Genomic DNA, 26,447 nt, shown 5'->3' on the forward strand with positions numbered 1-26,447 from the left:
CAGGACAGTGGAGACATGGGTGCACACCGGCAAGGCCCCTCCCCGTCCGCCCCCGACGCCGAGGCCGACGCGGCGCGGGACGCCCTCGTGCGGGAGATCGCCGCCCGGGGCGAGCTCACCGACCCGGCCTGGCGCACCGCCTTCGCCGAGGTGCCCCGCCATCTGTTCGTGCCGTTCTTCTACGTGCACGGAATCCGGGGCTACGAACGCCTCTGGGGCGAGGACCCCGACCCCGAACGGCGCTCCCGCTGGCTGCACGGGGTGTACGCGGACGGGGCGCTGGCCACCCGGCTCAAGGACGGCGAACTCGTCTCGTCCTCCAGCCAGCCGTCCCTGATGGCCCTGATGCTCGACGCCCTCGACGTGACGGACGGACACACGGTCCTGGAGATCGGCACCGGCCCCGGCTACAACGCGGCACTGCTCGCCCACCGGCTCGGCGACCCCGCGGTGACCAGCGTCGATCTGGACCCGGAGATCACGGAGTCGGCGCGCGGGCATCTCGCCGCGGCCGGATACCGCCCGACGGTGGTCACCGGCGACGGGGCCCGGGGCTGCCCGCAGCGCGCCCCGTACGACCGGATCATCGCGACCTGCACCCTGCCGTCCGTACCGCAGAGCTGGCCGGAACAGTGCCGTCCGGGGGCGCGGATCCTCGCGCCGCTCGCCACCGGCCTGGTCTCGCTCCAGGTCCGCGCGACGGCGCACGGCCCGCGCGCCGAGGGGCACTTCCTGCACACCCCGGCGTACTTCGTGCCCCTGCGCGGGGCGCTCCCGCTGCCCGGCGGGCTGCCGCACCTCGGCGGACTGCCGCGCCGGGTGGCGGGGGACGACCTGTTCCGGTTCCTCCTGACACTGACCGCGGGCACCCTCGATCCGCACGAGGCCCTCTCCCTCTGGGAGCGCGAGGGGCGGCCGCAGCGGGAGAGGTACGGCATCACCGTCGGCCAGGGCCGACAGTGGGCCTGGCTCGACGACCCGCAGGGCCCGTACACCTGGCCGCTCGCCGCCGGGTGAGGCGGTGCGCGGCCAGGTGTACGGGCCCTGGCGGAATCGGTCGGGGCGGCCTCGGCCTCAGTCCCGGCGGACCGTGATCGTCGTCCACGCCCCGACGTGCACCTGGTCGCCGTCCTGGAGCGGCACGGGGACGTAGGGCTGGATCGGTTCCTCGGCGCCGTTCAGCGTGGTGCCGTTGGTGGAGTTCTGGTCGACGACCGCCCAGCCGCCGTCCGGCTGCTGCACGAGAACCGCGTGCTGGTGCGAGACGCCCGGGTCCTCCGGGGGCACCGACAGATCGACGTCGGGGGACTCGCCGGTGCTCTGCCGGCGACGCCCGATGGTGATCTGGCCGCCGGTGAGCGGAAGACGCTGCTCCGGTGAGTACGCGGGCAGGTTCAGCCCGGTCGCCTCGGGGCCGCTGCGCTGCATCATCGCGAGGAAGTACGCGCGGTCCGGAGCGATCACGGCGGTCCAGGAGACGGACTCCTGGGACCGGCCCTGGCCGGGAACCCCGCCGTGCTGCTGACCCTGGTCGTACGCCTGGTCGTACCCCAGGTCCTGGCCCTGCTGCCGACCCGGACCCGGCTGGCCCTGGCCCTGGTGCCCCTGCCCCTGGTGGGGGCCCGGCCGCTGGAACTGCTGGGGCGGCTGCGACGGCTGGGCCTGGGAAGGCGGCGACAGCATCCAGTCGTCCCCGCCCCCGGTGTGCCCCGACGACTGCGGCGGCGCGGGCGGAGCCGACTGCTGCTGATGCTGCGGCGGCGCGAAGGGCGAGGCCTGCTGCGGCTCGAACGGAGAGTGCCCCGAGGGAGCCGACTGCTGCGGCTCGAACGGCGAGCGCGTCGACGGCGCCGACTGCTGCTGCGGCGGGCCCTGCTGCTGGAACGAGGGCGGCGGCGGAGGACCCTGCTGGAACGACTGCGGCGGAGGCCCGCCCTGACCGCCGTTGCCGTGCGGACCGCTGTTGCCGTGCGGACCGTTCTGCTCGGGGGCGAGCGGCTCGGCGGGACGGTTCATCTGCGAGGGGCGCGAGCTCTGGTAGTCGAACGGGTCGCGCGGCTGGGGCGCGCCGGGCGGGCCGCCCTGGCCGCCGGGACCGTGCTGGCCACCAGGCCCACCGGGACCGCCCTGGCCGGGCTGCCCGCCGGGGCCCTGCGCCTGGAAGCCGGGCGGCAGGTTGAGGCCGGGCGGCGGGCCGCTGGGCGTGCCGTGCTGCGGGGCCAGCGGGGTGTAGGAGGTCGCCGTGTTGGTGAGGAAGTTCCAGCGGCACTCCTCGCAGTACGGCGCCATCGCCTCACGCGGCGTACGGCACTGCGGGCAGAGCTCCGCCTGCATGGTGGGCTGTCCGCCGCCGGTGCCGGAGCCCGGCTGCGGATAGCCGTAACCGGGCGCGGGCGGCGGAGGAGGCGGCGGGGGCACCGCGCCCGCGGGCGCACCGCCGGTCGTCATGCGGTGTCCGCAGACCTCGCACCAGTCCTCGGAACCCGACTGGTGTCCGTTCGGGCAGGTCGGCATGTCGGCGCTTCCCCCTCTCCTCTTCCGGCCGCGGAGGCCGTCATGCTGTCGATCGCGGCGTCGTTGCTCAGCGAATACGTATGGCTGCTCTGTGTTCACGGCCCGTGGCCATCGGATGACCGCGCCGTGTTACTTCTTGACGCGAACGGTCTTGGTGGAGCGCGTTTCGAGGGTCATCTCGTCCGCTTCCGCGACCTTCGCCTTCAGTCGCACAGTACCTGTCGCGGCATCGACCACGTCGACCACCTTCGAAAGCAGTTTCGCAGTGTCCTGGTTCCCGGACGCCGATGCCAACTGCACCGCACGCCCCAGTTTCGCCGTCGCGCCGTCGAAGTCGCCCGCCTTGCGTGCGTCCAGGCCCTGCTGGATGACCTGTGCCAGCTCCGCCTGACCCGTGTAGTGCGCGACCTGCGGATTGATCGACGTCGACGCCGCCATGTCGTCCGTCCACACGGCCCGTACGAGCCCCTGCGACAGGGTTTCCGGCCTGCCCGCGCCCGAGGGGTCGGGCAGGATCAGCGAGACCCGGGCGGCCAGCATCTCCTGGCCGATCCCAGCCTCCGGCACCAGCACGCACACGTGGTAGTCGCGGGACTCGTCACCCCAGGAACCGGTCGGGTAGTCCCCGGCCCGGGGGCCCGCCTCGGTGCGCCGGCCGGTGAGGTCCGCGACGGTCGGCGCGACCTGTTTCACGAACCGGATCTCCACCCCCACCGGCGTCCAGAGGCGCAGCGCCACGTCCGCGACCTCCTTGCCCATGGCGTTCTCCATCATCTGCGTGAAGTCCGCCGCCAGGCCCGAGGGGTCGGCGACGATGTCGGCCGTGCCGAGGAGGGCGGCGGCTGTGCCGGTGACCTCCTTCACCTCCCAGTCGGTGCCCACCCCGCGGGCGTCGCAGGTGAACCGCCCGGCGCAGGATTCCAGGGCCGCCCGCAGATCCTCGGGGGACTCGTGCTCGTTGCGGCCGTCGGTCAGCAGGATGCCGTGCCGGATGGAGACGTCGGCGGAGTTCAGCAGCCGGTCGGCCAGCCGCAGCCAGGTGCCGATCGCGGTGCCCCCGCCCGCGCTCAGCTTCCGCAGGGCGTCCTTGGCCTGGGCCTTCGTCTGCGCGTCGGTGACCGCGAGCCGCCCGTCGCCCGGATAGACGTCCTTGGCCACATGCGTCCCGGCGACCACCGCGAACCGGGTGCCCTCGCGCAGGGTGTCGATCGCCGCCGCCGTCGCGTCGCGCGCGTTGCGCATCTTCGTCGGCGGGTAGTCCATCGAGCCGGAGCAGTCGACCATCAGCACCACGGCCGCACCCGGCCCCTGTCCCGCCCCGGACGCGGGCGACGGCGCCGCATCCGCCAGCGGTGTCCCGCCGGTGGTTCCGCCGCCGGTCGAGGTCACGGTGACGATCGCGTTGACCTCACGGCCGCCCTCGGGCAGGAACGCGTTCTGGTACACCTCGACGGAGAACTGCGGCACGTTCGACTTGGAGAAGTTGGCCATCCGGTCGGCTCCTTGAGGCTCAGACGGTTTCGCAGGCCGATCCTGCCCCTTGCGGCCGGACGGCGAACGGCACGAGCGCCACTGTTACGTTGTCGTGGCCCCCGCCGTCGAGCGCGTGCCCGACGAGCACCTGGGCGCCGCGGAGCGGGTGTTGCTGGGCATCGGCCGGGACCGCGGCGGCCATCTCCTCGGCGGACTCCGCGTAGTTCCACAGGCCGTCCGTGCAGACGACCACCAGGCCCGGCCGGTCCGGCTTGAACGCCGCGGTGTGCGGCTCCAGTTCGTACGCGTCGGCGCCGAGCCAGCCCGTGATGGCGTGGGCGCGCTCGTCAGCGTACGCCTCCGCCTCGTTCATCAGGCCGGCCGCCACCATCTGCGCGGCCCAGGAGTCGTCCTCGGTGAGCCGGGCGGTCGGCTGGGTGCGGTCCTCGGGCACCCAGTAGACCCGGCTGTCGCCGACCCAGCCGACGATCAGCAGCTCGCCCGCCATGATCGCGCCGACCAGGGTGCAGGCCGGGGCGTTCTGGTGGCGGTGCGCGTCGTGCTCCATCGCCCCGGCCGGCTCCTGCGCCAGGGCGTTGACCGCCTCGGACGCGGCGACGATCGCCTCGTGCATCGCCTGCTGCGGATGCGTACCGAGCGGCAGGGACTCCAGCAGCGACTCGTTGGCGGCGCTCGCGGCGGCGGCCGACGCCTCGTCGGGGCGGCTCGCCGAGGAGACCCCGTCGCAGACGATCGCGACGACGGCGGGCGAACCGTCCGGCAGCGCGGTCGAGGACACCGCGAAGGAGTCCTCGTTACGGTGGTGGCGCAGGCCCCGGTCGCTCACCGCGGCCACCGAGCCGAGCTCCTGCTCCATGTGGTCGCGCTCGCGGGGCTGGGCGTGCCCGCAGTTCTCGCAGTAGCCGTCGGGGTCCACTCGGCCGGAGCGGCAGGCCACACAGAGCTTCCCCCCGGCGGCGGCCGCGGCGGCGTGCTCCGCCGTACGGGGATCGGGCGCGGCCAGCGCGAAGTCACCGGCGTGCTCCGCGCCGTCCTGGTCCGCCCGGTCGTCGTGGCGCACGGGAACGGCCGAGGGCTCAGGCCCGCTGACGGACCCCGGCCCGCTGACGGACCCCGGCCCGCTGACGGACCCCGGTCCGCTGACGGGCCCCGCCCCACCGACCGTCCCCGCCCCACCGACAGGCCCCGGCACCGGATCGGTCCCGGCCGCCCTGCCCTGCCCGGCTGCCACGCCCTGCTCCGGCACCGGCTCCTGGCCGTTTTCCGGCCCCGTCAGCGGCCTGCCGCCCGAGTCCGTCCCCGGCAGGTCCGCCGGGCGGTGCACGGGCGCGGGCACGTCCGAGCTGTCGGTCTCCGCGGCGGCCGGCCACCGCACGGCCTCGGAAGCCGGCGCTGCCGGCCCCGCCGGGGGCACGGTGATGGCCATCGTGGGCCGGTCACCGGGGCGCGCCGGAACGGCCGAGAGGTCGTAGCCGCACGCCCCGCAGAACAGGTCGCCCGCGTCCAACGGCTCCTCGCAGCCGGGGCACTTCGACAGGGCGGGCTGCTGGTGGCTCTGTGACATCTTCACACCCACGTCCGGGGGCGGAAACGGTTGGCCCGCTCCACCAGTTCGATCCTCTCGTCGCCCCGCTGCGCGAGCCGGGCGAGCATCCGGTACGAGCGTTCCAGCCCGAACCGCAGTCCCCGCTCGTCCAGTTCGGCGCCGAGCAGCTTCCGTGCATCCGGCGGACCGGCGGCCGGTCCGACCGGCCCCGGGACACCGGGACTACCGGAGAGTACCCAGTCCAGCGCCTTGCCCAGTACCTCCGTCGACAACTGCTCGTGGCGCACCGGGTCCAGACCGAAGGCGCCCAGCGCCGTCACCTGGATCCCGGCGGCCGTCAGATCGTCCAGCAGCGGCTCCCGGTACGAGCGCTCGCGCAGCCGTGCCCGGACGGCGGCGACCCGGGCCGCCGTGTAGTGGATCGAGGCCTCCGGCACCGACTCCAGGGTGCTCACCGCCCCGGCCCGCTCACCGGCGGCGATCTGCACCCGGGCCAGGCCGAACGCGGCGCTGACGAAACCCGGATCGGTCGCCCACACCAGCCGGTAATATTCGGCGGCGTTGTCCAACTGGCCCAGCACCTCCGCGCAGATACCGAGCGCCAGCTTGGGCGCCGTCTCCCCGGGGAACGCGTCGTAGACCGCGTCGAAGGAGAGCGCCGCCGTCTCGTGGTCGCCGGTCACCAGCGAGGTGACGCCCCGATACCAGACGACCCGCCAGTCGTCGGCGTGTTCACCCTCCAGGGTGGTCAGCGCACGGGCGGCCGAAGCCGGCTCCCGCATCTCCAGCCGGGCCCGCAGCTCCCGCAGCCGGGTCTCCATCGAGGGGGCCGGCACCGTGTGCAGGGCGGTGATCAGCTCGGCCGGGGCGGAGGCCATCAGACCGGCGAGGAAACCGGCGTTCGGGTCCATCGCGTCGACCCGGGGGACCGGCAGCGCCAGCGAGGTGGCCCGGGTGTCGAACAGGGCGAGCCGGACACCCCCGGCGGTCGCCCCGAAGGGACCGTACGGCCCGGTCGGGGCGTCCGGTCCGGCCGAGGCGCCCGGAGCCTGCTCGGCGGCCGCCCGGGGTGCCGGAACAGGGGCGTGCGCCGGGGGAGCGTACGGGAGCGGGGCCCCGCCGCCCGGTGAGGATCCCCGGACATGGGTCGGCGGCGCGGCCAGCGGAGCCGCCCCCGCCGCGCCCGGCGCGTGAGCCCCCGCAGGACCCGGCGCGTGAGCCCCCGCCGGGCCGGGCGGCTGCGCGCCCACCGGCAGCGCCCCGGCCACCGCGGACGTCACGGCCCCCGGCGCGACCGGAGCCATGCCGCCGTGGGCCTGCCACGTGCCGCCCTGCGCGGGGATGCCGGCCGATCGGCCGCCACGGTCCTTGCGGCGGCCCAGCGGCCCGCCCCGCGCGGAGCCGGTGTCCCGGCCGCCCAGCTGCGAGACGTCGTCCGTCTGCGGGGCGAACAACTCCGTGTCGATCAGGCGGAGTTCCGCGCCGAAGAGTGTCGAGAGAGCCGGGCGCGGCCGACCCGTCTGGAGCGCCACGACCTCCCGCAGCACCCCCGTCAGCTGCTCGGCCATCTCCGCCGCGGAGGCGAACCGGCGGGCCGGGTCCGGGTCGGTGGCCCGCACCAGCAGCCGGTAGAACGACTCGTAGGCGCGGAACACCTCGATGCTGTCCGGGTCCGGCAGCGAGTCCACGAAGACGTTCGTGTACCCCTGGAAGTCGAAGGTGAGGACCGCCAGGGTCCGGGCCACCGTGTACAGGTCGGAGGCGACCGACGGGCCCAGCTCCGCGACTTCGGGGGCCTGGTAGCCGACCGTGCCGTAGATCGCCGACTCGTCGTCGTCCATCCGGCGCACCGCGCCCATGTCGATCAGCTTGAGCTGGTCCTCGGTCTGGATCGCGTTGTCGACCTTGAAGTCGCAGTAGAGCAGATTGCGGCTGTGCAGATGACCGAGCGCCTCCAGCGCCTCGATCCCGTACGCGCAGGCCTGCTCCACCGGCAGCGGATCGCGCTTCCCGGCCGGGGTGCGGCGCTCGTTGGCGATCTCCTTGAGCGCCTTGCCGCCGACGTACTCCATGACGATGTAGCCGTCGAGCGAGCCGGTCCGCTGGTCCAGGTGCTCGACGAAGTTGTAGATCCGCACGATGTTGGAGTGCTCGATCTCGGCGAGGAACCGGCGCTCGGAGATCGCGGCGGCCATCGCGTCCTGGTCACCGGTGTCCAGCAGGCCCTTGAGGACCACCCAGCGGTCCGAGACGGCCCGGTCCACGGCGAGATACACCCAGCCGAGCCCGCCGTGCGCCAGACAGCCCACGACCTCGTACTGGCCGTGCACGATGTCGCCGCCGGTCAGCTTCGGCACGAAGGAGTACGGGTGGCCGCACTTGGTGCAGAACCCCTCGGTGCGGCCCGGCCGCTCACCGCGCGAACGGCCCACCGGCGCCCCGCAGTCCGAACGGGAGCAGAACCGCTTGCGCTCGGGCACCTCCGCCCGCTCCATCACCGCCGTACGCGGATCGGGCCGGGGGACGTCCGGAACCTCCACCAGGCCGACGCCGAGCCGCCCCCGGGCCGAGGTCGCCGACGTCGATCCGGAGGAGCGCACCGAGACCGAACGGGAGGTGGACGCCCCGGACAGCGAGCGCGACAGCCGGCCGGAGACCGAACGGCGTGAAGTCGACGAACGGGACGAGGACCGGGCGGAGGCACGGGAGCCGGAGCGCTGCGAGGAGCTGTCCCAGCTGCTCGCCCGGCCGCCCCCGGCGATCCCGGTCGGCGGCGAGGAGACCATGCCCGTCGGCGAGACGACCGGAGCCAGACCGCAGGTGTCGCAGTACAGCTCACCGCCGCCCATGTCCTCGTAGGCCCCCTCGCACGCGGGGCGCTGGCACTGCGTACTCATCGTGTCTCCCCCTGTTCGCCCGCGCCCCGGCCGTCCTGGGGTGCGTCGGGCCCGCGCGGCGGCAGCGACTCCGCGACCGCGTGCTGATAACGCAGGACGGCCTGCTCGGCGACCCGCAGATCGCACGGCGCACTCCACAGCATGCGGCGCGCCGCGTCGTACCGCTCGATCAGCAGCGGATCCTCCGCCAGACCGTGCCGGGCCACCTTCGCCTTGTACGCGTCGAGCCGGCCGCGCAGCTCGGCGCGGACCGCCAGCGGGGCGGTCACCGAGGTCAACGACTCACGGGCGCGCAGCAGTTCGTCCTCGGCCTCCTGCTCCAGGGACTCCAGCAGCGGCGAGAGCCGGTGCCACTGGGCGTGCCGGCGGTGGTCCGAGGCGGCCGCCAGGCGCTCCTGGAGAGCGGTCGGCGGGCCGCTGACCGCGGGCACCTCGGAGGCGGCGATCTTCGCCAGCACCTCGCCGCGCGCCGCCCGCGCCTCCGTCAGGGTGCGGTCGGCCCGCGAGAGCACGTCCCGCAGCCGCACCAGACGCGCCTCCGCGTCCTGCCGGACCGCGAGCACCGCCTCGATCTCCCGCCGTACGTCCTCCAGGGCGCGGGCGGCCCGGTCGTAGCGCGAGGTGTCGGGGCGGCCGCCGCCGGGCGCTGCGCTGCCAGGTCCCGGCAGCCAGAACGCCAACGGGTCCGAGATCACCTGCACCCGCAACGTCGTCAGCTCCTCGGTGATCTCCGCCAGGTCGTCCCCGGCCGGATGCTCACCGGGCCGCACCCCCACCGAGTGCGCCAGCGAACGCGTCCGGTGCAGCTCGGCCGCGAGCAGGTCGATCCGGGCGGGCAGCGCCGACCAGACGGAGTCGGAGGCGACGACCATGTCCAGCGACCGGGCGTACAGCTCGTTCATCCGGGCGACCAGCTCCTGGAGCGAGAACCGCTCGGAGAGCCGGGCCGGACCCGCTACCGAAGGCGGCGGCACCGCCCCCGGGTTGGCGACGGTGACCGACTCGCCGCGCAGCAGTTCGGTCAGCGCGGTGAGGTCCTCCCGGTTCGGGTGGCGGCGGCGCGCACGGATCTCCCGGGCCTCGGACAGGGCCCCCGCATACGCGTCGAAATACCCCCACAGCAGGGTGATCGACTGCTCGGTCGTGGCCCAGCGCTCCCGGGTGACGCCGGTCAGCTCGGCGCCCTCCAGGAGCCGGCGGCCGGCATGGTCCTGGAGCGCGAGGAGCGAGGTCTCGATGGCCTCGTGCTCCGCGCCGAGCCTGGCCAGCGCACGGTCCGCCTCCTCCCGGTCCATGACCGGGCCGGGGGGCCTCCCCGCGAAGCTGGGGAAGGATCCCGCGACGCCCATCGATCACCTCTCCGCTCTCCCCGCCGGGCCGGTGGGCCCGGCGGGATCGGTTGCTTCGGTCTGTTCCGGCCTGTTCGTTCCGGTGCGTACGCCGCTGTGGTGCACGGTGCCGCGGCACAGGTGCCGCGGGGTCACGGGGTCAGTCGGTGCGGTACTTGGGGGCGGGCGGTGCGGTGATCCCGGGCAGGCCGGTCGCCAGCCACTTCTCGTAGGACCGCATCCAGGGGCTGTCCTCGCCGCCCGCCCGGTAGTCGACGAGGACCTTGTTGACCCGGGCCACCAGGTCGTCGGCGTCCTTCTTCGTGGCGACGCCGTAGAACTCGGTGGTGAACGGGGCCTTCCCCTTGAGCTCCACCGCCGGGTCCTGGGCCGCCTGACCGGCCGCCAGGGCGTTGTCCGTGACGACCGCGTCGACCTCGCCGAGCTGGAGCCGCACCAGGCAGTCCAGCTGGTTGGGCACGGTCAGCAGGTCCGGGTCGCGCTCCGTGCCGTCGAAGCCGTCCTTGTAGAGCGCCCCGAACGACTTCTCCTCCAGCGCCTCGTACGCCGTCGAGCCCTCGGCCGAGCAGACCCGCCTGCCCTTCAGCGAGGAGTCGTAGCCGGTGATGGCCGACTCCTTCGGGGCGAGCACCTGCTGCCCCGCCTGGAAGTAGGCGGTGGAGAAGGAGACCTGCTCAAGACGCTTGCAGTTGATCGTCATCGTCCGTACGACGACGTCGACCCGGTCGTTCTCCAGGGCGGCGATGCGCTGGTTGGTGGGGATCGCCCGGAAGATCACCGCGTCCGGGTCGCCCAGGAGGTCATCGGCGATGGCCCGCACCAGATCGATGTCGAACCCCTCCAGGTCCCCGCTCTCCGGATTGCGGTAGCCCCAGCGGAAGCTGTTCTGGTCGACGCCCGCTATCAGCTTGCCGCGCTCCTTGATCCGGTCGATGCTCGGCCCGTCCTCACCGGACGCGGGCAGGCTCGCCTCCGGCTCGGTGCACGCCTCGGCCCGGGCCCGGTCGGCCGTCACCACCCCGCCCGAGGGCCCCGCCCCGGCCGTCCCGCCGCCGTGGTGGGCCAGCGGCAGCAGGGTGACCGCCGCGGTGACCGCGCACGCCACCGCCATCCCCGTCACACCGCCCCAGCCGCGCAGGCCGCCGCGCCCGGGCCGGTCCTTCGACCTGCTCATCGTTGCCCCTCTCACCGGTACTCCGAGAGCCTGCGGTTGACCCCGACGATCACGGCGGTGGCCCCCAGCACAGCCAGGGCCGCGGCCCCCGTCGGCAGGCCCCGCAGGGCCCCGCGCCCGTCCTTCGCCGCCGCGGTGAACTCACCCTGCTCGTGGGCGAGCGCCTTCTCCAGCGCGGCGTCCACCTGCTGGAAGGACTGCCCGGTGGACTTCTCCGTCCCGATGATCTGCTTCAGCGCGCCGTCGTAGTCGCCGCGGTCGTCCGTGGCCCGGGCCTCGCGGTGCTGGACCTGCCACTGGGCCACGCCGTCCGCCGCCCTGGCCACCGGCGCACTCCCGCTCTCGTCGTCCGCGAGCCGCCCGGCCTTCGTCAACTGCGCCTTCAGGGACTTCATCCCCGTGCTGTAGTCCGCCTCGTACTGGTCGGCGGAGCCGTCGGGGGTCAGCACCGCGCCCCGCGCCACCAGCGTGAGGTTCTCGTTGGCGCGCGCCTTCAGGGAGCTGATCCGCGCGTCGTTGAGCACATCCAGCGACGCCTGGCCGTGCACCATCGCCGACCGAAGCTCCGCACGGGCCACCACATGCCCCACGGCCAGCCAGAGCACCACCACCGAGGCGGCGGCCGTCGCCGCCAGCAGTCCGTGGTTCAGCACCCGGTTCGTCCGGCGGTAGGTGCGCCGCTGCATCCACACCAGCGCCCCCAGCACCACGATCCCGGCGCCGACCGACCACAGCGGCCACTGCCGGGCGTCGGCCGAGTCGCTCGCCAGTCGGCCCGTCTCCGCCGCGTACAGCCGCTCGGCGGCCGGGAGCATCTCGCCGGTCATCTTCTGGTTCGCGTACCGCAGATAGGCGCCGCCCAGCGGCAGGCCCTGGCGGTTGTTGGCGCGGGCGCGCTCGATCAGGCCCGTGTAGACCGGGAGCAGCTTGTTGAGGGTGGCTATCTCACGGCTGGACGCGCTGTCGGAGTCGGTGCTCCCCGACGCCTTCACCAGCAGCCGGGCCGCCTCCTCGATGTCCGTCCGATACTGCTCCTGCACGTCCGCGGGCTCCTGCGCGCCCGCGAGGAACCCACTGGCCGCCGCCGTGTCCGCGTCCGCCAGGAAGCGGTAGATGTCCGCCGCGTCGGCGCTGAGCGGCTGACTGCGGCTGACCACGTCGTCGGCCGACGAGGCCCGCTGCGAGATCTCCAGCGTGGTCACCGCGCCGAACGCGACGACCAGCAGGGCCAGGACGGCCCCGATGATCTGGAGCCGGCCGGGCTCGGTCGTCGCCACGGCACGCAGGCGCCGCGTCTGCGCGGCCCACGTGGTGCGGCGCTGCGCGGGCACGCCGGCGTGCCCGGACACCGGGTCCGGTGTGCGCAGCGTCTGCGAGCCGCCGCTCGGCGGGTGTGTCACTCGACCTCCCCCTCGGTCACTGACGGTGGGGCCCCGTCCCCGTCATCAGTCCCCGCATTCGACCAGGGCGGGCGCGGCCGATCAAGGCAAGCAGCGCAACGTGCCCGGATACATCCCCATAAGCGAACGGACTTCCCATCAGGTACACGTTCCAGAAGCCCGATCGGTTCCCTCCCGCCCCTCGTACGCCAGGCGTTCACCCGTACGAGGAACGCACGAGGAACGGACGAGAAGCGAACGAGAAGCGTCCCCCCACGCTGTGTGCGTGGAGGGACGTTTCCCCGGCCAGCGGTGTACCGGAACCCTCAGGCGTACCGCGCGCGCAGCCTCCGGTGGACCTCCGGCGCCGCGCCCGTACGGTCCAGGCCCAGCAGCGCCGCGCCCAGCACCGGCGGCTCGGTCACGACGCGCACCTCGGCCTTCGGGGCCCGTACCGCGAGGAGTTCGGCGATCCGGTCGTTGAGCTGCGGATGGCGCGCGGCCAGCACACTGCCGCCCAGCAGCACCGGAACCTCCTCCTCCAGCAGACCGAGGCGGTCCAGCGCGACCGAGGCCATCGCCACCACCTCGTGCGCCTGCCGCTGCACCAGCGCGGCCGCCACCGGATCCCCGGCCTCCGCCGTGGCGAACAGCACCGGCGTCAGCTCGTGCCGCCGCGTCAGCGGGATCGCGCCCCGGTGCAGCGCCTCGATCAGCTCGTACATCGAGTCGAGCCCGAAGTGGCCCGGCAGCGCACGGGCCAGCTCGGACGGCTCACCGCGCCCGTCCTCGGCGCGCGCGGCGCACCACAGCGCCTCCTCCGCGAGCCCCGAACCGCCGCCCCAGTCACCGGATATCCGCCCGATCGCGGGGAAGCGGGCGACCCGCCCGTCCGGGGTCATGCCCACGCAGTTGATCCCGGCCCCGCACACCACCGCGACGCCCCGGGGCTCGTCCACCCCGGCGCGCAGGATCGCGAAGGTGTCGTTGCGCACCTCCACCGAGGAGCCCCACCCCCGGGCTTCCAGCGCGGCGGCCAACTCGTCCTCCTCGACCGGCAGATCGGCGTTGGCCAGACACGCGGAGACATGGCCGGAGAGGACGGGCGGAGCCGGCAGCTCCGCGACGGCCCGCTCCAGCGCGGCGGCCAGTACGCCGATCGCCGCCTCCACGCCGACTACCGGCGGCTGGAAACCGCCGCCGCGCGCCGTGGACAGCACGGTGCCGTCCTCGCCGATCAACGCCACGTCGGTCTTGCTGTTGCCCGCGTCGATGGCGACGACCGACACGTTCACGCCCACGAAAGGTGCTCCCGGTTGTGCGCGATCAGCCGGTCGGTGAGGCCCTCGGCGTAGGCGTACTGGCCGATCAGCGGATGGGCGAGGAGCGCCTTGAAGACCCGGTCCCGGCCGCCGCGCAGAGCGGCTTCCAGGGCGAGGTCCTCGTACGCCGTCACGTTGGCGATGAGGCCGGCGTACAGCGGGTCCAGCGCCGGGACGGCAAGCGGGGTCGCGCCGTCGCGCCCGACCCGGGCCTGGACCTCGATGACGGCGTCGTCCGGGAGGAACGGCAGCGTCCCGTTGTTGTACGTGTTGACCACCTGGACCGGGGAGCCGCCGTCGCCCAGCAGGGAGGCCGCCAGGTCCACGGCCGCCTCGGAGTAGAACGCGCCGCCCCGCTTGGCGAGCAGCTCGGGCTTCTCCTCCAGCGCCGGGTCGCCGTACATCGCGAGCAGTTCCTTCTCCATCGCCGCGACCTCGGCGGCCCGGGAGGGCTTGGTGCCGAGCTCCTTCACCACCTCGTCGTGGGCGTAGAAGTACCGCAGGTAGTAGGAGGGGACGACGCCGAGCCGGTCGATGATCTGCCGGGGCATGCGGAGGTCGTCGGCGATCGTGTCGCCGTGCTCCGCGAGCAGCTTCGGCAGGACGTTCTCGCCGTCCGGGCCGCCGAGCCGCACCCCCAGCTCCCAGCTCAGGTGGTTGAGCCCGACGTGGTCGAGGTGCACCTGGCCCGGCTCCACCTCCAGCAGCCGGGCGAACTTCCGCTGGAAGCCGATCGCCACGTTGCACAGGCCGACCGCCTTGTGCCCGGCCTGGAGGAGGGCGCGGGTGACGATGCCGACCGGGTTGGTGAAGTCGATGATCCAGGCGTCCGGGTTGGTGCGGCGGACCCGCTCGGCGATGTCCAGGACGACCGGCACGGTGCGCAGCGCCTTGGCGAGGCCGCCGGCGCCGGTGGTCTCCTGGCCGACGCAGCCGCACTCCAGCGGCCAGGTCTCGTCCTGGTTGCGCGCGGCCTGTCCGCCGACGCGCAGCTGGAGCAGGACCGCGTCGGCGTCGGCGACGCCCGCGTCGATGTCGGTGGTCGTCGTGATCTTCCCGGCGTGGTCCTGCTTGGCGAAGATCCGCCGGGCGAGGCCCCCGACCAGCTCCAGGCGGTCGGCCGCCGGATCGACGAGGACCAGCTCCTCGATCGGCAGCGTGTCCCGCAGCCGGGCGAATCCGTCGATCAGTTCAGGGGTGTAGGTGGACCCGCCACCCACTACCGCGAGTTTCATCTTTTCCTCCGGTGTGGATACCCCGTGCTTTGGCTCGGGGAGGAAACACAGCTCCTGCGGAGCAGGGCAACCAGCTGGGATTCGCCGCTACGGCGGATCGAAGTGCTCTGACCCGCAGGTTTGGGCTTAAGCCGCAGGGGCGCTACTTTGCGAGCGTGGCCACGAACCATGTGAAGCGGGCGTTCAAGTACCGCTTCCATCCGACCGATGCGCAGGCAGCCGAGCTGTCGCGAACGTTTGGATGTGTGCGGAAGGTCTACAACTTGGCGCTCGCCGCACGTACCGAGGCGGGGACGCGGCAGAAGCGGGTCGACTACAACCAGACATCGGCGATGTTGACGGTGTGGAAGAAGACCGAGGAGCTGGCATACCTTTCCGAGGTATCCAGCGTTCCGTTGCAGCAGTGCTTGCGGCACTTGCAGACGGCGTTCACCAACTTCTTCGGCAAGCGGGCCAAGTACCCGCGCTTCAAGTCCAAGCGCAAGTCGCGAAAGTCCGCTGAATACACCACCAGCGGATTCCGATTCCGTGACGGGAAGCTGACGCTGGCCAAGATGCGTGAGCCGCTGGACATCGTGTGGTCCCCGCCGCTCCCCGACGGTACGTCGCCATCCACGGTGACCGTGTCGCAGGACGCGGCGGGACGCTGGTTCGTCTCGATGCTGTGCGACGACACATCCGTGAAGCCGCTTCCAACGGTGGATATGGCGGTCGGCATCGATGTCGGCCTGACTCACCTGCTGACCCTCTCGACCGGCGAGTTGCAGGACAAGATGCCGCTCAACGTCCGCACCTGGACGTGTGACTGCGGAACGACCCACGACAGGGACGTGAACGCGGCCGAGAACCTTCTTGCCGCCGGACGGGCGGTTGAAGCCTGTGGAGCCGGTGTAAGACCTCAACGGGTGTCTCCGGGCGGGCAGTCGGTGATGAAACAGGAAGTCTCGCGGCGCGAGCTGTGAGAATTTCCCCTCGTTCACAGGGGAGAGCGTCAAGTCAGCCCTTTACTCCGGTCAGTGTGACGCCCTCGACGAATGCCTTCTGGGCGAAGAAGAAGACGGCGATCACGGGGGCCATGACCAGAACGGTCGCGGCCATGGTCAGGTTCCAGTCGGTGTGGTGTGCGCCCTTGAAGGATTCCAGGCCGTAACTGAGCGTCCAGGCGGCCGGGTTCTCGGAGGCGTAGATCTGTGGTCCGAAGTAGTCGTTCCAGGCGGCGAAGAACTGGAACAGCGCGATGGCCGCGATGCCGGGCTTGGCCATCGGCAGGACGACCTTCATCAGCGTGCGGAACTCACCGCAGCCGTCGACCTTCGCCGCGTCCAGGTACTCGTTCGGGATGGTCAGCAGGAACTGCCGCAGCAGGAAGACGGAGAACGCGTCGCCGAAGGCCATCGGGATGATCAGCGGCCACAAAGTGCCCGACAGGTCCATCTGCTTGGCCCAGAACAGGTACATCGGGATGATGACGACCTGCGGCGGCAGCATCATCATCGAGATGACGAGCATCAGCGACAGCTTGCGGCCCCGGAAGCGGAACTTCGCCAGCGCGTACGCCACCGGGACGGACGAGACGACGGTCAGGACGGTGCCGACGCCCGCGTACAGCAGGGTGTTGCGCCACCAGGTCAGAAAGCCCGGGGTGTTGAAGACCCGCTCGTAGTTGCCCCATTCCCAGGTGTTCGGGGTGAGGTCGCGGGTCAGCGCCTGCTGGTCGCTCATCAGCGAGGTCAGCACCACGAAGACGAACGGCAGCACGAAGAAGAGCGCGGCGGCGATTCCGAGGGAGTGCACAGCGATCCAGTGCAGCAGCGCCTTACGGCGGGCGGTGCGGGCGGCGGGGGTCGGTGAAGAGGCAGCCGGGGCGGCGGTTTCTTCGAGGAGTTGGGTCATGGCTCAGTCACCCGCCGAGATCAGGTTGTTGCGGCCCCGCATCAGCAGCGCCGTGAACGCCATGGCCAGGGCGAACAGGACGAGGGCGACGACACAGGCGGCGCCGTAGTCGAAACGCTGGAAGCCCAGGTTGTAGACGAGCTGCGGGAGCGTCAGTGTCGACTTGTCGGGATAGCCGGGTTCGAAGGACTGGCCGGAGCCGCCGATGACCCCGGAGGCGACCTTTCCGGCCACCAGTGGCTGCGTGTAGTACTGCATCGCCTGGATGACGCCCGTCACCACGGCGAACAGCACGATGGGCGAGATGTTCGGCAGGGTCACGAAGCGGAACTTCTGCCAGGCGGACGCGCCGTCCAGCTCGGCCGCCTCGTACTGCTCGGTCGGCACGTCCAGCAGCGAGGCCATGAAGATGACCATCAGATCCCCGATGCCCCAGACCGCGAGCATGGTGAGCGCCGGCTTCGACCAGGACGCGTCGTTGAACCAGCCCGGTGTCGGCAGCCCGAAGTCCCCGAGGATCGCGTTGACCGGCCCGGTGCCGGGGTTCAGGAGGAAGACGAAGGCGAGCGTCGCGGCGACCGGCGGGGCGAGGTAGGGCAGGTAGAACAGGGTCCGGAAGACCCCGGTCCCCGTCTTGATCTTGGTGATCAGCAGCCCGATCCCGAGGCCGAACGTGACCCGGCAGGTGACCACGACGACCACCAGCCAGAGCGTGTTCCACAGCGACGGCCAGAACATCGGGTAGTCGCGGAAGACGTACGTCCAGTTCGTCAGCCCGTTGAAGGCCGGGGCGCCGAACCCGTCGTACGAGGTGAAGGAGAAGTAGACCGTCGAGACCATCGGGTAGGCGAAGAACAGCGAGAACCCGATCAGCCACGGCGACATGAAGGCCGCGTTCCGCAGCGCCGACCTGCGGCGCTTGGAGCGGAGAGTGTGCGTCGTCATCGTCGGCTACTTGGCCTTGGCGATGTCGGTGTCGATCTGCTTCGCGGTCTTCTCCAGACCCGCCTGGAGGTCCTTCACCGCGCCCTTCTCGTACTGGTAGCCGAAGTCCTGGAGGGTCAGCTGGTACGTGGCCCCGTTGACGGCCCCGTCGGAGGTGCTGGACTTCGGGTGCTGGGCGATGTCCAGGAAGGTCTGGAAGCGCGGGTCGAACTTCAGGTCGGGCGATTTCAGCGCCTCCAGGGTGGAGGGCACGTTCCGGATGCCGTTGGAGAAGTTGACGACGGCCTCGGTGTCGGTGGTCATGAACTCGACCAGCTCCCAGGCGGCGTTCTGCTTCTTGCTGGCCGGGGCGATGCCCACGATGGTGCCGGAGAGGTAGCCCTTGCCGTAGCTGTCCGCCTCGTCGTCCGCGACGGGCATCGGCGCGACCCCGATCTCGAAGTCCGCCCCGGCGTCCTCGGCCATCCCGAGCCGCCACTCGCCGTCCAGCTGCATGGCCACCTGGCCGGTGTGGAACGGGTGCTTGGCACCCCACTCGTCACCGAAGGTGCCCCGGTACTTCTCCAGCTTGGTGTAACCGCCGAGGCTGTCCACCAGCTTCTTCTGGTACGTGAACATCTTGGCGAACGCCGGGTCCTTGGCGATGTTGGACTTGCCGTTCTCGTCGAAGTAGGCGTGGTCCCACGAGGGCATGTAGTGGCTGACGACGGTCTCGTAGCCGTGGAAGTTCGGCATGAAGCCGAGCTGCTGGTAGGTGTCGCCCTTCTCGACCGTCAGCTTCTTCGCCACGTCGGCCAGTTCGGACATCGTCTTCGGCGGCGCGGTGATCCCGGCCTTCTTGAACGCGTCCTTGTTGTAGTAGAGGCCGTAGGCGTCGGTGAGCAGCGGCAGGGCGCAGCGCTTGCCCTCGAACTGGGTGTAGTCCAGGAGGACCTTCGGGAAGGTCTTCTCCAGGTCCAGCTTCGACTTCTCGATGAACGGCCCCAGGTCGGTGAAGGCGCCCGACGAGCAGAACTTGCCGACATTGGCCGTGGTGAAGGACGAGACCACGTCCGGTCCGTCCGAACCGCCCGCGCGCAGCGCCTGGTTGAGCTTGTCGTCGTTGATGTTGCCGGAGACCTTCACCGTGATGTTCGGGTGGGCCTTCTCGAACCGGTCGATGTTGTCCTGGACCGCCTTCACCTCGGCGGGCGCGCTCCAGCCGTGCCAGAAGTTGATGGTGGTCTTCGCGTCCGGGTCGTCGGAGGCGCCGGCCTCGGACTGGCCGGTACACGCGGTGGCGAGCACCGATATCGCGGCGACGGCGACAGCGGCGGTGGTGAGACGGCTGGTGCGCATGACAAAACTCCCAGGGGCCAGGGGCGGGGAAGAGGCGGACGACGGGGGACGCGGGAAGCGGAGAAGGGGATTCAGCGCGAGGTGTCGAACACTTCGTCGCGGGTGTCGGCGAGCGCCCGCTCCAGGGCGCCGCGCAGGACGGGGGTGCGGTCGATCTCGCCGACCACCAGGCGCGGCCGGGAGGCGGCCAGCTCGGCCAGCTCGGACTGGATCAGGGAGCGCAGGATCTCGCCGCCCGCCGCGACCGCCCCGCCGGAGAGCACGATCAGCCCGGGGTCCAGGACGGCGGTGACGGAGGCGAGACCGGTGGCGAGCCGCTGGGCGTACTGGCGCAGCAGCTCGGTGAGCGCTTCGTCCTCCTCGTACGCGTCGGCCGCCCGCGCCAGCAGTTCGGCGGCGACCTTCGCGTACGGCTGCTGCGGGGTGTCGATGCCCAGCGCCTTGGCGAGCCGGGGCACCGACTGGGCGCCCGCCAGCTCCTGGAAGCCGCCGCTGTTGGCCTTGACGACCTGGCGTACGAGGGGGGTGCCGGGCACCGGCAGGAAGCCGACCTCGCCCGCGCCGCCGGTGAAGCCGCGGTGCAGGCGGCCGTTGATGACGAGGGCGGCGCCGAGGCCCTCCTCGTTCCACAGGAGTACGAAGTCCTCGTGGCCGCGGGCCGCGCCGAGGCGCTGCTCGGCGACGGCGACGAGGTTGACGTCGTTCTCGTACTCCACCGGCATCGGCAGGAACGCGGCCAGCTCGTCCAGCAGGGTGGGGGAGTGCCAGCCGGGCAGGTGCGAGGCGTACCGCAGCCGCCCGGTGCCCGGGTCGAACGCGCCCGGGGTGCCGATGACGATCCGGTGCACGTCCGCGCGGGTCAGCCCCGCGTCCTTCACCGACCCGTCCAGCGCGTCGGCGACCTGCCGCACCACGCTGTCCGCGCGCCGCCCCGGGGTCGCCAGCTCGAACTGCCCGACGGTCTGCCCGGTCACGTCCGCGACGGCGGCGACGATGCGGCGGCTGTTCACGTCGAGCCCGGCGACATGGGCGGCGCGCGGGTTCACCGTGTAGAGCTGCGCGTTGGGCCCGGGGCGCCCCTCGCTGGTCCCGGTGGCGACGACCAGCCCGGCCGCCTCCAGCCGGGCCAGCAGCTGGGAAGCGGTGGGCTTGGAGAGCCCGGTGAGCTTCCCGATCCGGGTCCGGGAGAGCGGCCCGTGCTCCAGCAGCAGATCGAGAGCGGCCCGGTCGTTCATGGCCCGTAGCACGCGCGGGGTGCCCGGAGTGCCGGATGCGCCGGGTGAGCCCGGAGTGGTTCCCGCCATCGTGGATGCACCGCCCTCTGTCAGGAACTCAACGTCCGTGACGTCCGTCCGCGACGCCCGCCCGTGACGTCCGCCGCGACTCTGTTAGGAAAGTTTCCTATTCGGTTGAGAGGACGGTAGGGCGCGGGTCGCCGGGGCGTCAATGGGTGCCACCCGTCCGGCAATCAAAGTGTTACCCGCGACGCCGACGCCCCCGGCCGCTGTCCTGGGATCCAGGCGCGGCCGGGGGCGTCGGCGGAAGGACTGCCTACTGCTTGTTCAGGTTCGTCGGCGGCGGTATCGGGGTGGTCGCCAGCGACTGAGGGGAGGTCGCCGAGGCGTACGCGGACGGGGCGGCCATCGCCGCCGTCGGGTCCGCCGTGGACTCGCCGTCCGCCTGGAGCGGCACCGCGCCGATCATGCGGATGCCCGCGTCGTCCAGCGCCTGCTTGATGCGCCAGCGCAGCTCGCGCTCCACGCCGATCGACTTGCCCGGCATCGTCTTCGCGGTCACCCGGACCGTCATCGAGTCCAGCAGCACCGCGTCCAGGCCGAGCACCTCGACCGGGCCCCACAGCCGCTCCGCCCAGGGCTCTTCCTTGGCCATCGTCTCGGCGGCCGCGGTGATGGCCTTGCGGACCCGCTCCAGGTCCTCGGTCGGGCGCACCGTGACGTCGACCCCGGCCGTGGACCAGCCCTGGCTGAGGTTGCCGATCCGCTTCACCTCGCCGTTGCGGACGTACCAGATCTCGCCGTTGTCGCCGCGCAGCTTGGTGACGCGCAGGCCCACCTCTATGACCTCGCCGGAGGCCACCCCCGCGTCGATCGTGTCGCCGACGCCGTACTGGTCCTCCAGGATCATGAAGACCCCCGAGAGGAAGTCCGTGACCAGGTTGCGGGCGCCGAAACCGAGTGCGACACCGGCGACGCCGGCGGAGGCGAGGAGTGGAGCCAGGTTGATCTTGAAGGCGCCCAGGACCATCAGGGCGGCCGTCCCCATGATCAGGAACGAGGCCACCGAGCGCAGCACCGAGCCGATCGCCTCCGACCGCTGGCGTCTGCGCTCCGCGTTCACCAGCAATCCGCCCAGCGCGGTGCCCTGCACGGCCTGGGCGCTGCGGTTCATCCGGTCTATCAGGTTGGTCAGGGCGCGCCGGATCAGATAACGCAGCGTGATCGCGACGGCCACGATCAGCAGGATGCGCAGCCCGGTGCTCAGCCAGGTGGACCAGTTCTCCTCGACCCAGCCCGCGGCGTTCCCGGCGTGTTCGGCGGCTTCGTCCAGCGAGCCACCCGGCCCGGGAGACGGGGCTGCGGCCAAGAGGGCGGACAGGGACACGGCAGAGACCTCCAGGGGGACGACGGCTGGTCAACAACACTAACGAAGCCGGGAGAGTGGATCGTTGCCGTCGCGGGAGGAGAGACGGGTCTCACCGGGAACACCTTCGGTGTGGCCGATCGCACAGCGCGGACGGCCGCCCAGGTGAAGCACCTGTTCGGCACCGCCGGGCGGCGTGCGGAGCCCGGGGTGAGAAAAATCCTCCCGGCCCGTTACCCGTACGTGGTGGCGCTTTGACCAGGCATGAGGAGAGACTGAGATCGGATCGTCCCGGCGCGAGCCACGCGCCGCCGGCGTACAAGGAGGCATCCACCGTGCCGCACGTCCTGGTTCTCAACGCGTCGTACGAGCCGCTCGGCGTCGTACCGCTCCGCCGCGCGCTCGTCCTCGTCCTGGAAAACAAGGCCATCTGCCTGGAGGAGTCCGGCTCCTTCCTGCACAGTGCCACCCGCGCCGTGCCCGCTCCCAGCGTGGTCCGGCTCAAGCGCTTCGTCCGGGTTCCCTACCGGGGGCCCGTTCCCCTGACGAGGCGGGCGCTGTTCGCCCGGGACGGCGGACGCTGCATGTACTGCGGGGCCGCCGCGACCAGCGTCGACCACGTCATTCCGCGCAGCCGCGGCGGACAGCACGCCTGGGACAACGTGGTGGCCGCCTGCCGCCGCTGCAACCACGTCAAGGCCGACCGCCATCTGCCCGAGCTGGGCTGGCGGCTGCGCCACCAGCCCGCCCCGCCGACCGGGCTGGCCTGGCGGATCATCGGGACCGGACACCGCGACCCGCGCTGGCTGCCGTATCTGCAACCGTTCGGCGCGGACGACGTGATGGCCCGGATCGACGGCGTGTCCGCCTGAGTCCGGGCCTTCGTCGTCCCTCGGCTCCCCGTACGGCTCACTCGTCCGCGACCGCGTACGCCTCCACCGACCAGAGCGAGTAGCCGTACTCCGTCGCCCGGCCGTCGCCCTGCACCCGGACGAACCGGGTGTCCTTCGCGTCCATCCGGACCGACTCGCGCCCGCCCCGGCCCTCCGTCACGGTCGCGGCGGTGCGCCAGACGCGGCCGTCGGCGGAGACCTGGACGCGGTAGCGGGAGGCGTACGCGTCCTGCCAGCTCAGCACCACCTGGCCCAGCCGCACCGGCTCCGGCAGCTCGGTCTGCCACCAGGCCCCGTCCTCCACCGGCGAGGACCACCGGGTCTCCGGATCGCCGTCGGAGGCCGCCGACGCGGGGAAGTCCGGGGTCTCGTCGCCGGACGAAGACGCCTTCGCCGTACGCGCCAGATCCGGGCCGCCGGTCCGCGGGAAGGCCCGCACGGTCAGCGTGGACTCCTGGCCGCCGAAGGCCAGCGGCACCTCGTACTCGCCCGCCGGGGTGTCCGCCGGGACGGTGATGTCCACGGGCACCTCCGTACGCGATCCGCGCGGCACGGTCGTCTGCTTCGGGATCCGCACCTCGATGCCCTTCGGGGCCTTCGCGGTGAGCTTGCCCTTGACCTCGACCGGACGCCGGCCCGCCAGCCGGGCCGCGACCCGCTGGGGTTCGCCGCCGATCTCCGCGTCGGTCTCGCCGTGCTTCAGGTCGAGCGTGGCGGCGGGCTCGTCCCCGAACCACGGCACCAGGGCCCGCACCTGCGGGGGCCCCGCCACGACGGCGGGGGCGGCGGGCAGGGTGGGGCTCAGATACGGCGGCCGGGCGGTCCCGGCGGCCTCCGGCACGGTGACCCGTACGGCGTCCGCGCGCAGCCCCTTCGCGGCGGTCTGGGTGAAGCCGCTCGGCGAGAGCCGCCCGAGCGGACGCCAGCCCTCACCGGGCACATGGGCCTCCACGACCGCGTCGGCGAGGGCGTGCCCGGGCTCGGCGAGCGCCGTGACGGCCTCCACCGGGCGGGCCGCGTCCAGCCGGACCGTATAGCTGCGGGCGTCCTTGGTGACCCGGCCCGAGGCGCGGTCGGTGCCGTTCCAACCGGCGGCCACCTTCGCCACCTTGTCCAGGAACGGGTCCAGCACGCCCTTGCCGACCGTGGCCCGGCTCGCCCCGATCTCCTTGCGCAGCGGCTCCAGGGACAGTTGGACGCGCCAGGCGGCGGCGCCGTCCCCGGCGGCCTGGGCCTGGAGCAGATCCACCGCCAGCTCACCGGCCCGGCCGTAGCGGGCCAGCTGCTCGGTCCAGGGGCGCACCTCGTCGGTCAGCCGGCCCTCGGCGGGGGTCTTCAGCCGCTCCGGGGCCTGCCGCATCACGGAGAACGCCGCGCGCAGCTCGCCCGCCGCCCGGTCGCGGCGGGAGGCGTCGGCGCGGGAGTTCCAGAAGGCCTCGAACAGGGGCTGGAGGTAGGCGGACTCCTCCGCGCCGAGCACCGAGCCCGCGCTGTTCCCGGCCAGCGCCAGCAGCGCGTCCCGGGCGGACGCGTCCCCGCCCGCCAGATCGTCGATCGCCGCCCGCCAGGACGCGCCGGGGTCGTACCCCTTCGGGTTCCAGGCGAAGTCGGCGGCGGTGAACAGCGGGATCCGCGAGGCGGACGCCTGCTCCATCGCATTGGCCAGCAGCGCCGCCGAACCGCTCGCCACCGCCGGGTCGCGGCCGGTGTACGGGCCGAGGAAGATGCGGTCCTGGGCGTAGTCGTTGACCGGGTAGTTGTCCATCGTCACCAGCGGGTGGCGGAACGCGGCGCGGGCCCCGGCCAGTTCACCGCCGGTGATCTTCTTCGGCACCACCCCGACGCCGGTCCAGGCCACCTGCACCCGGTCGTCCAGCTCGGCCGCCAGCGCGGTGCGGTAGTCGGTGGCCCCGTCCTGGTAGAACTCCGTCGGCAGGACGGACAGCGGGGCCGCGTCCGGGTGCCGTTCCTCCAGGTGTCGGGCGAGGGCGCCCGCGACCCGGGCCTGCGCGCGGGCCGCCGCCTTCGGACCGTTGCGATAGGTCTCCGCGTCCAGGTCGCAGTGCCACTCGCTGTAGCTGACGTCCTGGAACTGGAGCTGGAAGACCCGGACGCCCAGCGCCCACATCGCGTCGATCTTCCTGGTCAGCGCCTTGACGTCCTGGTCCGAGGCCATGCACATGGCCTGACCGGGGGAGACGGCCCAGCCGAGCGTGACGTGCTCGGCGCGCGCCCGCTCGGCCAGCGCCCGGAAGTCGGCCCGCTTGTCGGCCGGATAGGGCTCGCGCCAGCGCGCCAGCCGGTAGGGGTCGTCGCCCGCCGCGTAGAGATAGCGGTTCTGCTTGGTGCGGCCCATGAAGGCGATCTGGGCGAGCCGGTCCTCACGGGTCCACGGCTGTCCGTAGAAGCCCTCGGCCATGCCGCGTACGGCGGTTCCCGGCCAGTCCCGTACGGTCACGCCGGCCACCGATCCGCCGGAGACCAGTTGGCGCAGGGTCTGGACGGCGTGGAAGAGGCCGTCCCCGCCGAGCCCGTCCAGGGCGACGGTGGCGCGCCCCGCGACCTCGCCGACCGCGATCCGGTAGCCGCCCGATGGCAGGTCGGCCCGGTCGGGAGCGCGCAGCGCCCGCAGCGCCTCGCCCGCCCCGTTGCCGCCGAGCCGGACCACGGGGCCGTCGCCGGGCAGGCTCTCGTGCAAGGTGCGGACGCCCGCCGAGCGCAGCAGGTCGCGCGCCTGCTCGACGGCGTACGGGTCGGCGTCCGGCGCGGCGACGAGTGTGGCAGCCGAGCCCAGCTCCACGGCGGGCCCGGTGGTCCTCATGCTCTGCGGACGGGGCCACACGGACGGCGTCCGTACGCTGTCGGCGCGGTCGGCGGTGTCGGCGACGGGCCTGCCGGGATCGGCGGGGGCGGCCGTCGCGGCCGGAGCGACGGAGACGGATCCGAGGAGTCCGCCGATCACGGCGGCGGCCACGGCCGTCGCCTGCCTTCTGCGCCCGATCCGCACGTCGCGTCCCCTTCCGTACGTCCCCACACCCCTGGCGGGGTCCGAGCCCACCACCCGGGCGCAAGGGTGTCAATGCGCTTGCCCGTTCTGCCGGAAACGCCGGGGTCCGTGACGCCTTCGGGCGCTGTGGGGCTGGTGTGGCGGCCGGGGGTGGCCGAAAACGACCCATACCTTCCGTGCGGGGGAACGGAATGTGACCCGGAGCACGTTGGGCTCGTTGTCATAACGCCTGCATCACGTCCACGTCTGCCGCGGCGAGGTCTGGGTAGGTCTGCTGTGTCCTGTTCCCCATGGCCAGGAGGCCACCATGCCCGCTGCCGCGCAGCTTCTGCTCTCCGCCCTTTCCAAACAGGTACCCGCCCAGTCCGAATCCGCGCCGCTGACCAGCGAACTTCCCCTTGCCCATGTCGCCCACCTGATCAGCGGGCCGCCGCTCGCCGATGTCTCCCTGCTGCTCGGTGAATCCTCCTTCGCCGATTCCGCGCCGCTGACCAGCGAGCCGCCGCTCGCCGATGCCACCCCTCTCACGAGCGAGCCTCCGCTCGCCGCCGTCGCCCCACTGACCAGCGAGCCGACCGCACCCGGCACCGCGGGGGGCATGGAGTTCCCAGGAGTCTGAATGGGCTTGTCCCGGCTCGCCGCACTGCACGGTGTCGCCACCTCCTACTCCCCGTCGCCGGATGTCACGGTGTCCGTCCCCGACGACACGGTCATCGCCGTGCTCGCCGCGCTGGGCGTCGACGCCGGCACTCCGGCGGACGTACGGAAGTGCCTCGCCGCCGCGGAGTCCCGCTCGTGCCTGCTGCCGCCGACCGTGGTGGTCTGGGCCGGCGAGCCCCTGCCGCCCGCTCTGGCCGCTG

At 72.5% G+C, this 26,447-nt stretch carries 19 protein-coding genes and 1 pseudogene; 5 read left to right on the forward strand and 15 right to left on the reverse strand.

The features are described from left to right. The first annotated feature begins 15 nt into the window (after positions 1–15). A complete protein-coding gene (locus ACFWM7_RS07290; RefSeq protein WP_383256160.1) occupies positions 16–1,017 on the forward strand; it encodes a methyltransferase domain-containing protein in 1,002 nt (333 codons plus the stop codon). A gap of 57 nt (positions 1,018–1,074) precedes the next feature. Here the strand turns inward: ACFWM7_RS07290 and ACFWM7_RS07295 are convergent, their stop codons facing one another. The 9 genes from ACFWM7_RS07295 to ACFWM7_RS07335 all read right to left on the reverse strand — a co-directional run bounded on the left by ACFWM7_RS07295 (position 1,075) and on the right by ACFWM7_RS07335 (position 14,910). After that, positions 1,075–2,514 (reverse strand): FHA domain-containing protein, encoded by a 1,440-nt coding sequence (locus ACFWM7_RS07295; RefSeq protein ID WP_383256162.1) that lies wholly within the window; start codon positions 2,512–2,514, stop codon positions 1,075–1,077. 129 nt (positions 2,515–2,643) lie between these two features. Further along, entirely contained in the window at positions 2,644–4,005 is a 1,362-nt protein-coding gene (locus ACFWM7_RS07300; protein ID WP_383256164.1) for a VWA domain-containing protein, read from the reverse strand. 19 nt (positions 4,006–4,024) lie between these two features. Then, positions 4,025–5,572, reverse strand: coding sequence for a protein phosphatase 2C domain-containing protein (locus ACFWM7_RS07305; protein WP_383256166.1), 1,548 nt, complete (start codon positions 5,570–5,572; stop codon positions 4,025–4,027). 2 nt (positions 5,573–5,574) lie between these two features. Next, positions 5,575–8,451: a tetratricopeptide repeat protein gene (locus ACFWM7_RS07310; protein WP_383256168.1), complete on the reverse strand. Its 2,877-nt coding sequence runs from the start codon at positions 8,449–8,451 to the stop codon at positions 5,575–5,577. After that, positions 8,448–9,800: a hypothetical protein gene (locus tag ACFWM7_RS07315; RefSeq protein ID WP_383256170.1), complete on the reverse strand. Its 1,353-nt coding sequence runs from the start codon at positions 9,798–9,800 to the stop codon at positions 8,448–8,450. Before ACFWM7_RS07315 ends, ACFWM7_RS07310 begins: the two co-directional genes overlap by 4 nt. 139 nt (positions 9,801–9,939) lie before the next feature. After that, complete coding sequence (locus tag ACFWM7_RS07320; protein WP_383256172.1) at positions 9,940–10,974, reverse strand: glutamate ABC transporter substrate-binding protein; 1,035 nt, start codon at positions 10,972–10,974, stop codon at positions 9,940–9,942. Positions 10,975–10,985: 11 nt separating this feature from the next. Continuing rightward, positions 10,986–12,374, reverse strand: coding sequence for a hypothetical protein (locus tag ACFWM7_RS07325; protein WP_383256174.1), 1,389 nt, complete (start codon positions 12,372–12,374; stop codon positions 10,986–10,988). A gap of 305 nt (positions 12,375–12,679) precedes the next feature. After that, positions 12,680–13,654, reverse strand: a complete 975-nt coding sequence (locus ACFWM7_RS07330; protein WP_383256176.1) for an N-acetylglucosamine kinase — start codon at positions 13,652–13,654, stop codon at positions 12,680–12,682. Continuing rightward, entirely contained in the window at positions 13,645–14,910 is a 1,266-nt protein-coding gene (locus ACFWM7_RS07335; protein WP_383256178.1) for a 6-phospho-beta-glucosidase, read from the reverse strand. The genes ACFWM7_RS07330 and ACFWM7_RS07335 overlap by 10 nt, the downstream gene beginning before the upstream one ends. Positions 14,911–15,065: 155 nt before the next feature. Between ACFWM7_RS07335 and ACFWM7_RS07340 the strand changes: the two genes are divergently transcribed. Continuing rightward, positions 15,066–15,872, forward strand: a complete 807-nt coding sequence (locus ACFWM7_RS07340) for an RNA-guided endonuclease InsQ/TnpB family protein (protein ID WP_383256181.1) — start codon at positions 15,066–15,068, stop codon at positions 15,870–15,872. 34 nt (positions 15,873–15,906) lie between these two features. Here ACFWM7_RS07340 and ACFWM7_RS07345 read toward each other — a convergent pair whose 3' ends face one another. The 5 genes from ACFWM7_RS07345 to ACFWM7_RS07365 form a co-directional block, all read right to left on the reverse strand. Continuing rightward, positions 15,907–16,803 (reverse strand): carbohydrate ABC transporter permease, encoded by an 897-nt coding sequence (locus ACFWM7_RS07345; protein ID WP_383256184.1) that lies wholly within the window; start codon positions 16,801–16,803, stop codon positions 15,907–15,909. Between the two features lie 3 nt (positions 16,804–16,806). Beyond that, on the reverse strand, positions 16,807–17,748 hold the full coding sequence (locus ACFWM7_RS07350; protein WP_383256186.1) for a carbohydrate ABC transporter permease: 942 nt from the start codon (positions 17,746–17,748) through the stop codon (positions 16,807–16,809). 6 nt (positions 17,749–17,754) lie between these two features. After that, positions 17,755–19,086, reverse strand: a complete 1,332-nt coding sequence (locus tag ACFWM7_RS07355; RefSeq protein ID WP_383256188.1) for an ABC transporter substrate-binding protein — start codon at positions 19,084–19,086, stop codon at positions 17,755–17,757. Positions 19,087–19,157: 71 nt separating this feature from the next. After that, positions 19,158–20,390, reverse strand: coding sequence for an ROK family transcriptional regulator (locus ACFWM7_RS07360; protein ID WP_383256190.1), 1,233 nt, complete (start codon positions 20,388–20,390; stop codon positions 19,158–19,160). 247 nt (positions 20,391–20,637) lie between these two features. Then, positions 20,638–21,708, reverse strand: coding sequence for a mechanosensitive ion channel family protein (locus tag ACFWM7_RS07365; protein WP_383256192.1), 1,071 nt, complete (start codon positions 21,706–21,708; stop codon positions 20,638–20,640). Between the two features lie 314 nt (positions 21,709–22,022). Between ACFWM7_RS07365 and ACFWM7_RS07370 the strand changes: the two genes are divergently transcribed. Then, entirely contained in the window at positions 22,023–22,559 is a 537-nt protein-coding gene (locus tag ACFWM7_RS07370) for an HNH endonuclease (RefSeq protein WP_003969129.1), read from the forward strand. A 37-nt stretch (positions 22,560–22,596) separates the two neighbouring features. Here ACFWM7_RS07370 and ACFWM7_RS07375 read toward each other — a convergent pair whose 3' ends face one another. Further along, positions 22,597–25,587, reverse strand: a complete 2,991-nt coding sequence (locus tag ACFWM7_RS07375; protein WP_383256194.1) for a beta-N-acetylglucosaminidase domain-containing protein — start codon at positions 25,585–25,587, stop codon at positions 22,597–22,599. A 307-nt stretch (positions 25,588–25,894) separates the two neighbouring features. On the opposite strand from ACFWM7_RS07375, the gene ACFWM7_RS07380 reads away from it, so the two are divergent. Together ACFWM7_RS07380 and ACFWM7_RS07385 are read left to right on the forward strand one after the other, a co-directional pair. Continuing rightward, entirely contained in the window at positions 25,895–26,206 is a 312-nt protein-coding gene (locus tag ACFWM7_RS07380; RefSeq protein WP_383256196.1) for a hypothetical protein, read from the forward strand. Further along, positions 26,207–26,447: pseudogene (locus tag ACFWM7_RS07385) on the forward strand (4-alpha-glucanotransferase); the annotation flags it as partial.

This window comes from Streptomyces sp. NPDC058375, from assembly GCF_042723425.1.
Classification (GTDB): domain Bacteria; phylum Actinomycetota; class Actinomycetes; order Streptomycetales; family Streptomycetaceae; genus Streptomyces; species Streptomyces durocortorensis.

Bases quoted from the DNA above. Each gene is read 5' to 3' on its own strand.
- ACFWM7_RS07310 (WP_383256168.1), bottom strand. From the start codon at position 8,451: ATGAGTACGCAGTGCCAGCGCCCCGCGTGCGAGGGGGCCTACGAGGAC.
- ACFWM7_RS07305 (WP_383256166.1), bottom strand. From the start codon at position 5,572: ATGTCACAGAGCCACCAGCAGCCCGCCCTGTCGAAGTGCCCCGGCTGC.
- ACFWM7_RS07360 (WP_383256190.1), bottom strand. From the start codon at position 20,390: ATGGCGGGAACCACTCCGGGCTCACCCGGCGCATCCGGCACTCCGGGC.
- ACFWM7_RS07290 (WP_383256160.1), top strand. From the start codon at position 16: ATGGGTGCACACCGGCAAGGCCCCTCCCCGTCCGCCCCCGACGCCGAG.
- ACFWM7_RS07355 (WP_383256188.1), bottom strand. From the start codon at position 19,086: ATGCGCACCAGCCGTCTCACCACCGCCGCTGTCGCCGTCGCCGCGATA.
- ACFWM7_RS07380 (WP_383256196.1), top strand. From the start codon at position 25,895: ATGCCCGCTGCCGCGCAGCTTCTGCTCTCCGCCCTTTCCAAACAGGTA.
- ACFWM7_RS07335 (WP_383256178.1), bottom strand. From the start codon at position 14,910: ATGAAACTCGCGGTAGTGGGTGGCGGGTCCACCTACACCCCTGAACTG.
- ACFWM7_RS07350 (WP_383256186.1), bottom strand. From the start codon at position 17,748: ATGACGACGCACACTCTCCGCTCCAAGCGCCGCAGGTCGGCGCTGCGG.
- ACFWM7_RS07320 (WP_383256172.1), bottom strand. From the start codon at position 10,974: ATGAGCAGGTCGAAGGACCGGCCCGGGCGCGGCGGCCTGCGCGGCTGG.
- ACFWM7_RS07295 (WP_383256162.1), bottom strand. From the start codon at position 2,514: ATGCCGACCTGCCCGAACGGACACCAGTCGGGTTCCGAGGACTGGTGC.
- ACFWM7_RS07345 (WP_383256184.1), bottom strand. From the start codon at position 16,803: ATGACCCAACTCCTCGAAGAAACCGCCGCCCCGGCTGCCTCTTCACCG.
- ACFWM7_RS07300 (WP_383256164.1), bottom strand. From the start codon at position 4,005: ATGGCCAACTTCTCCAAGTCGAACGTGCCGCAGTTCTCCGTCGAGGTG.
- ACFWM7_RS07315 (WP_383256170.1), bottom strand. From the start codon at position 9,800: ATGGGCGTCGCGGGATCCTTCCCCAGCTTCGCGGGGAGGCCCCCCGGC.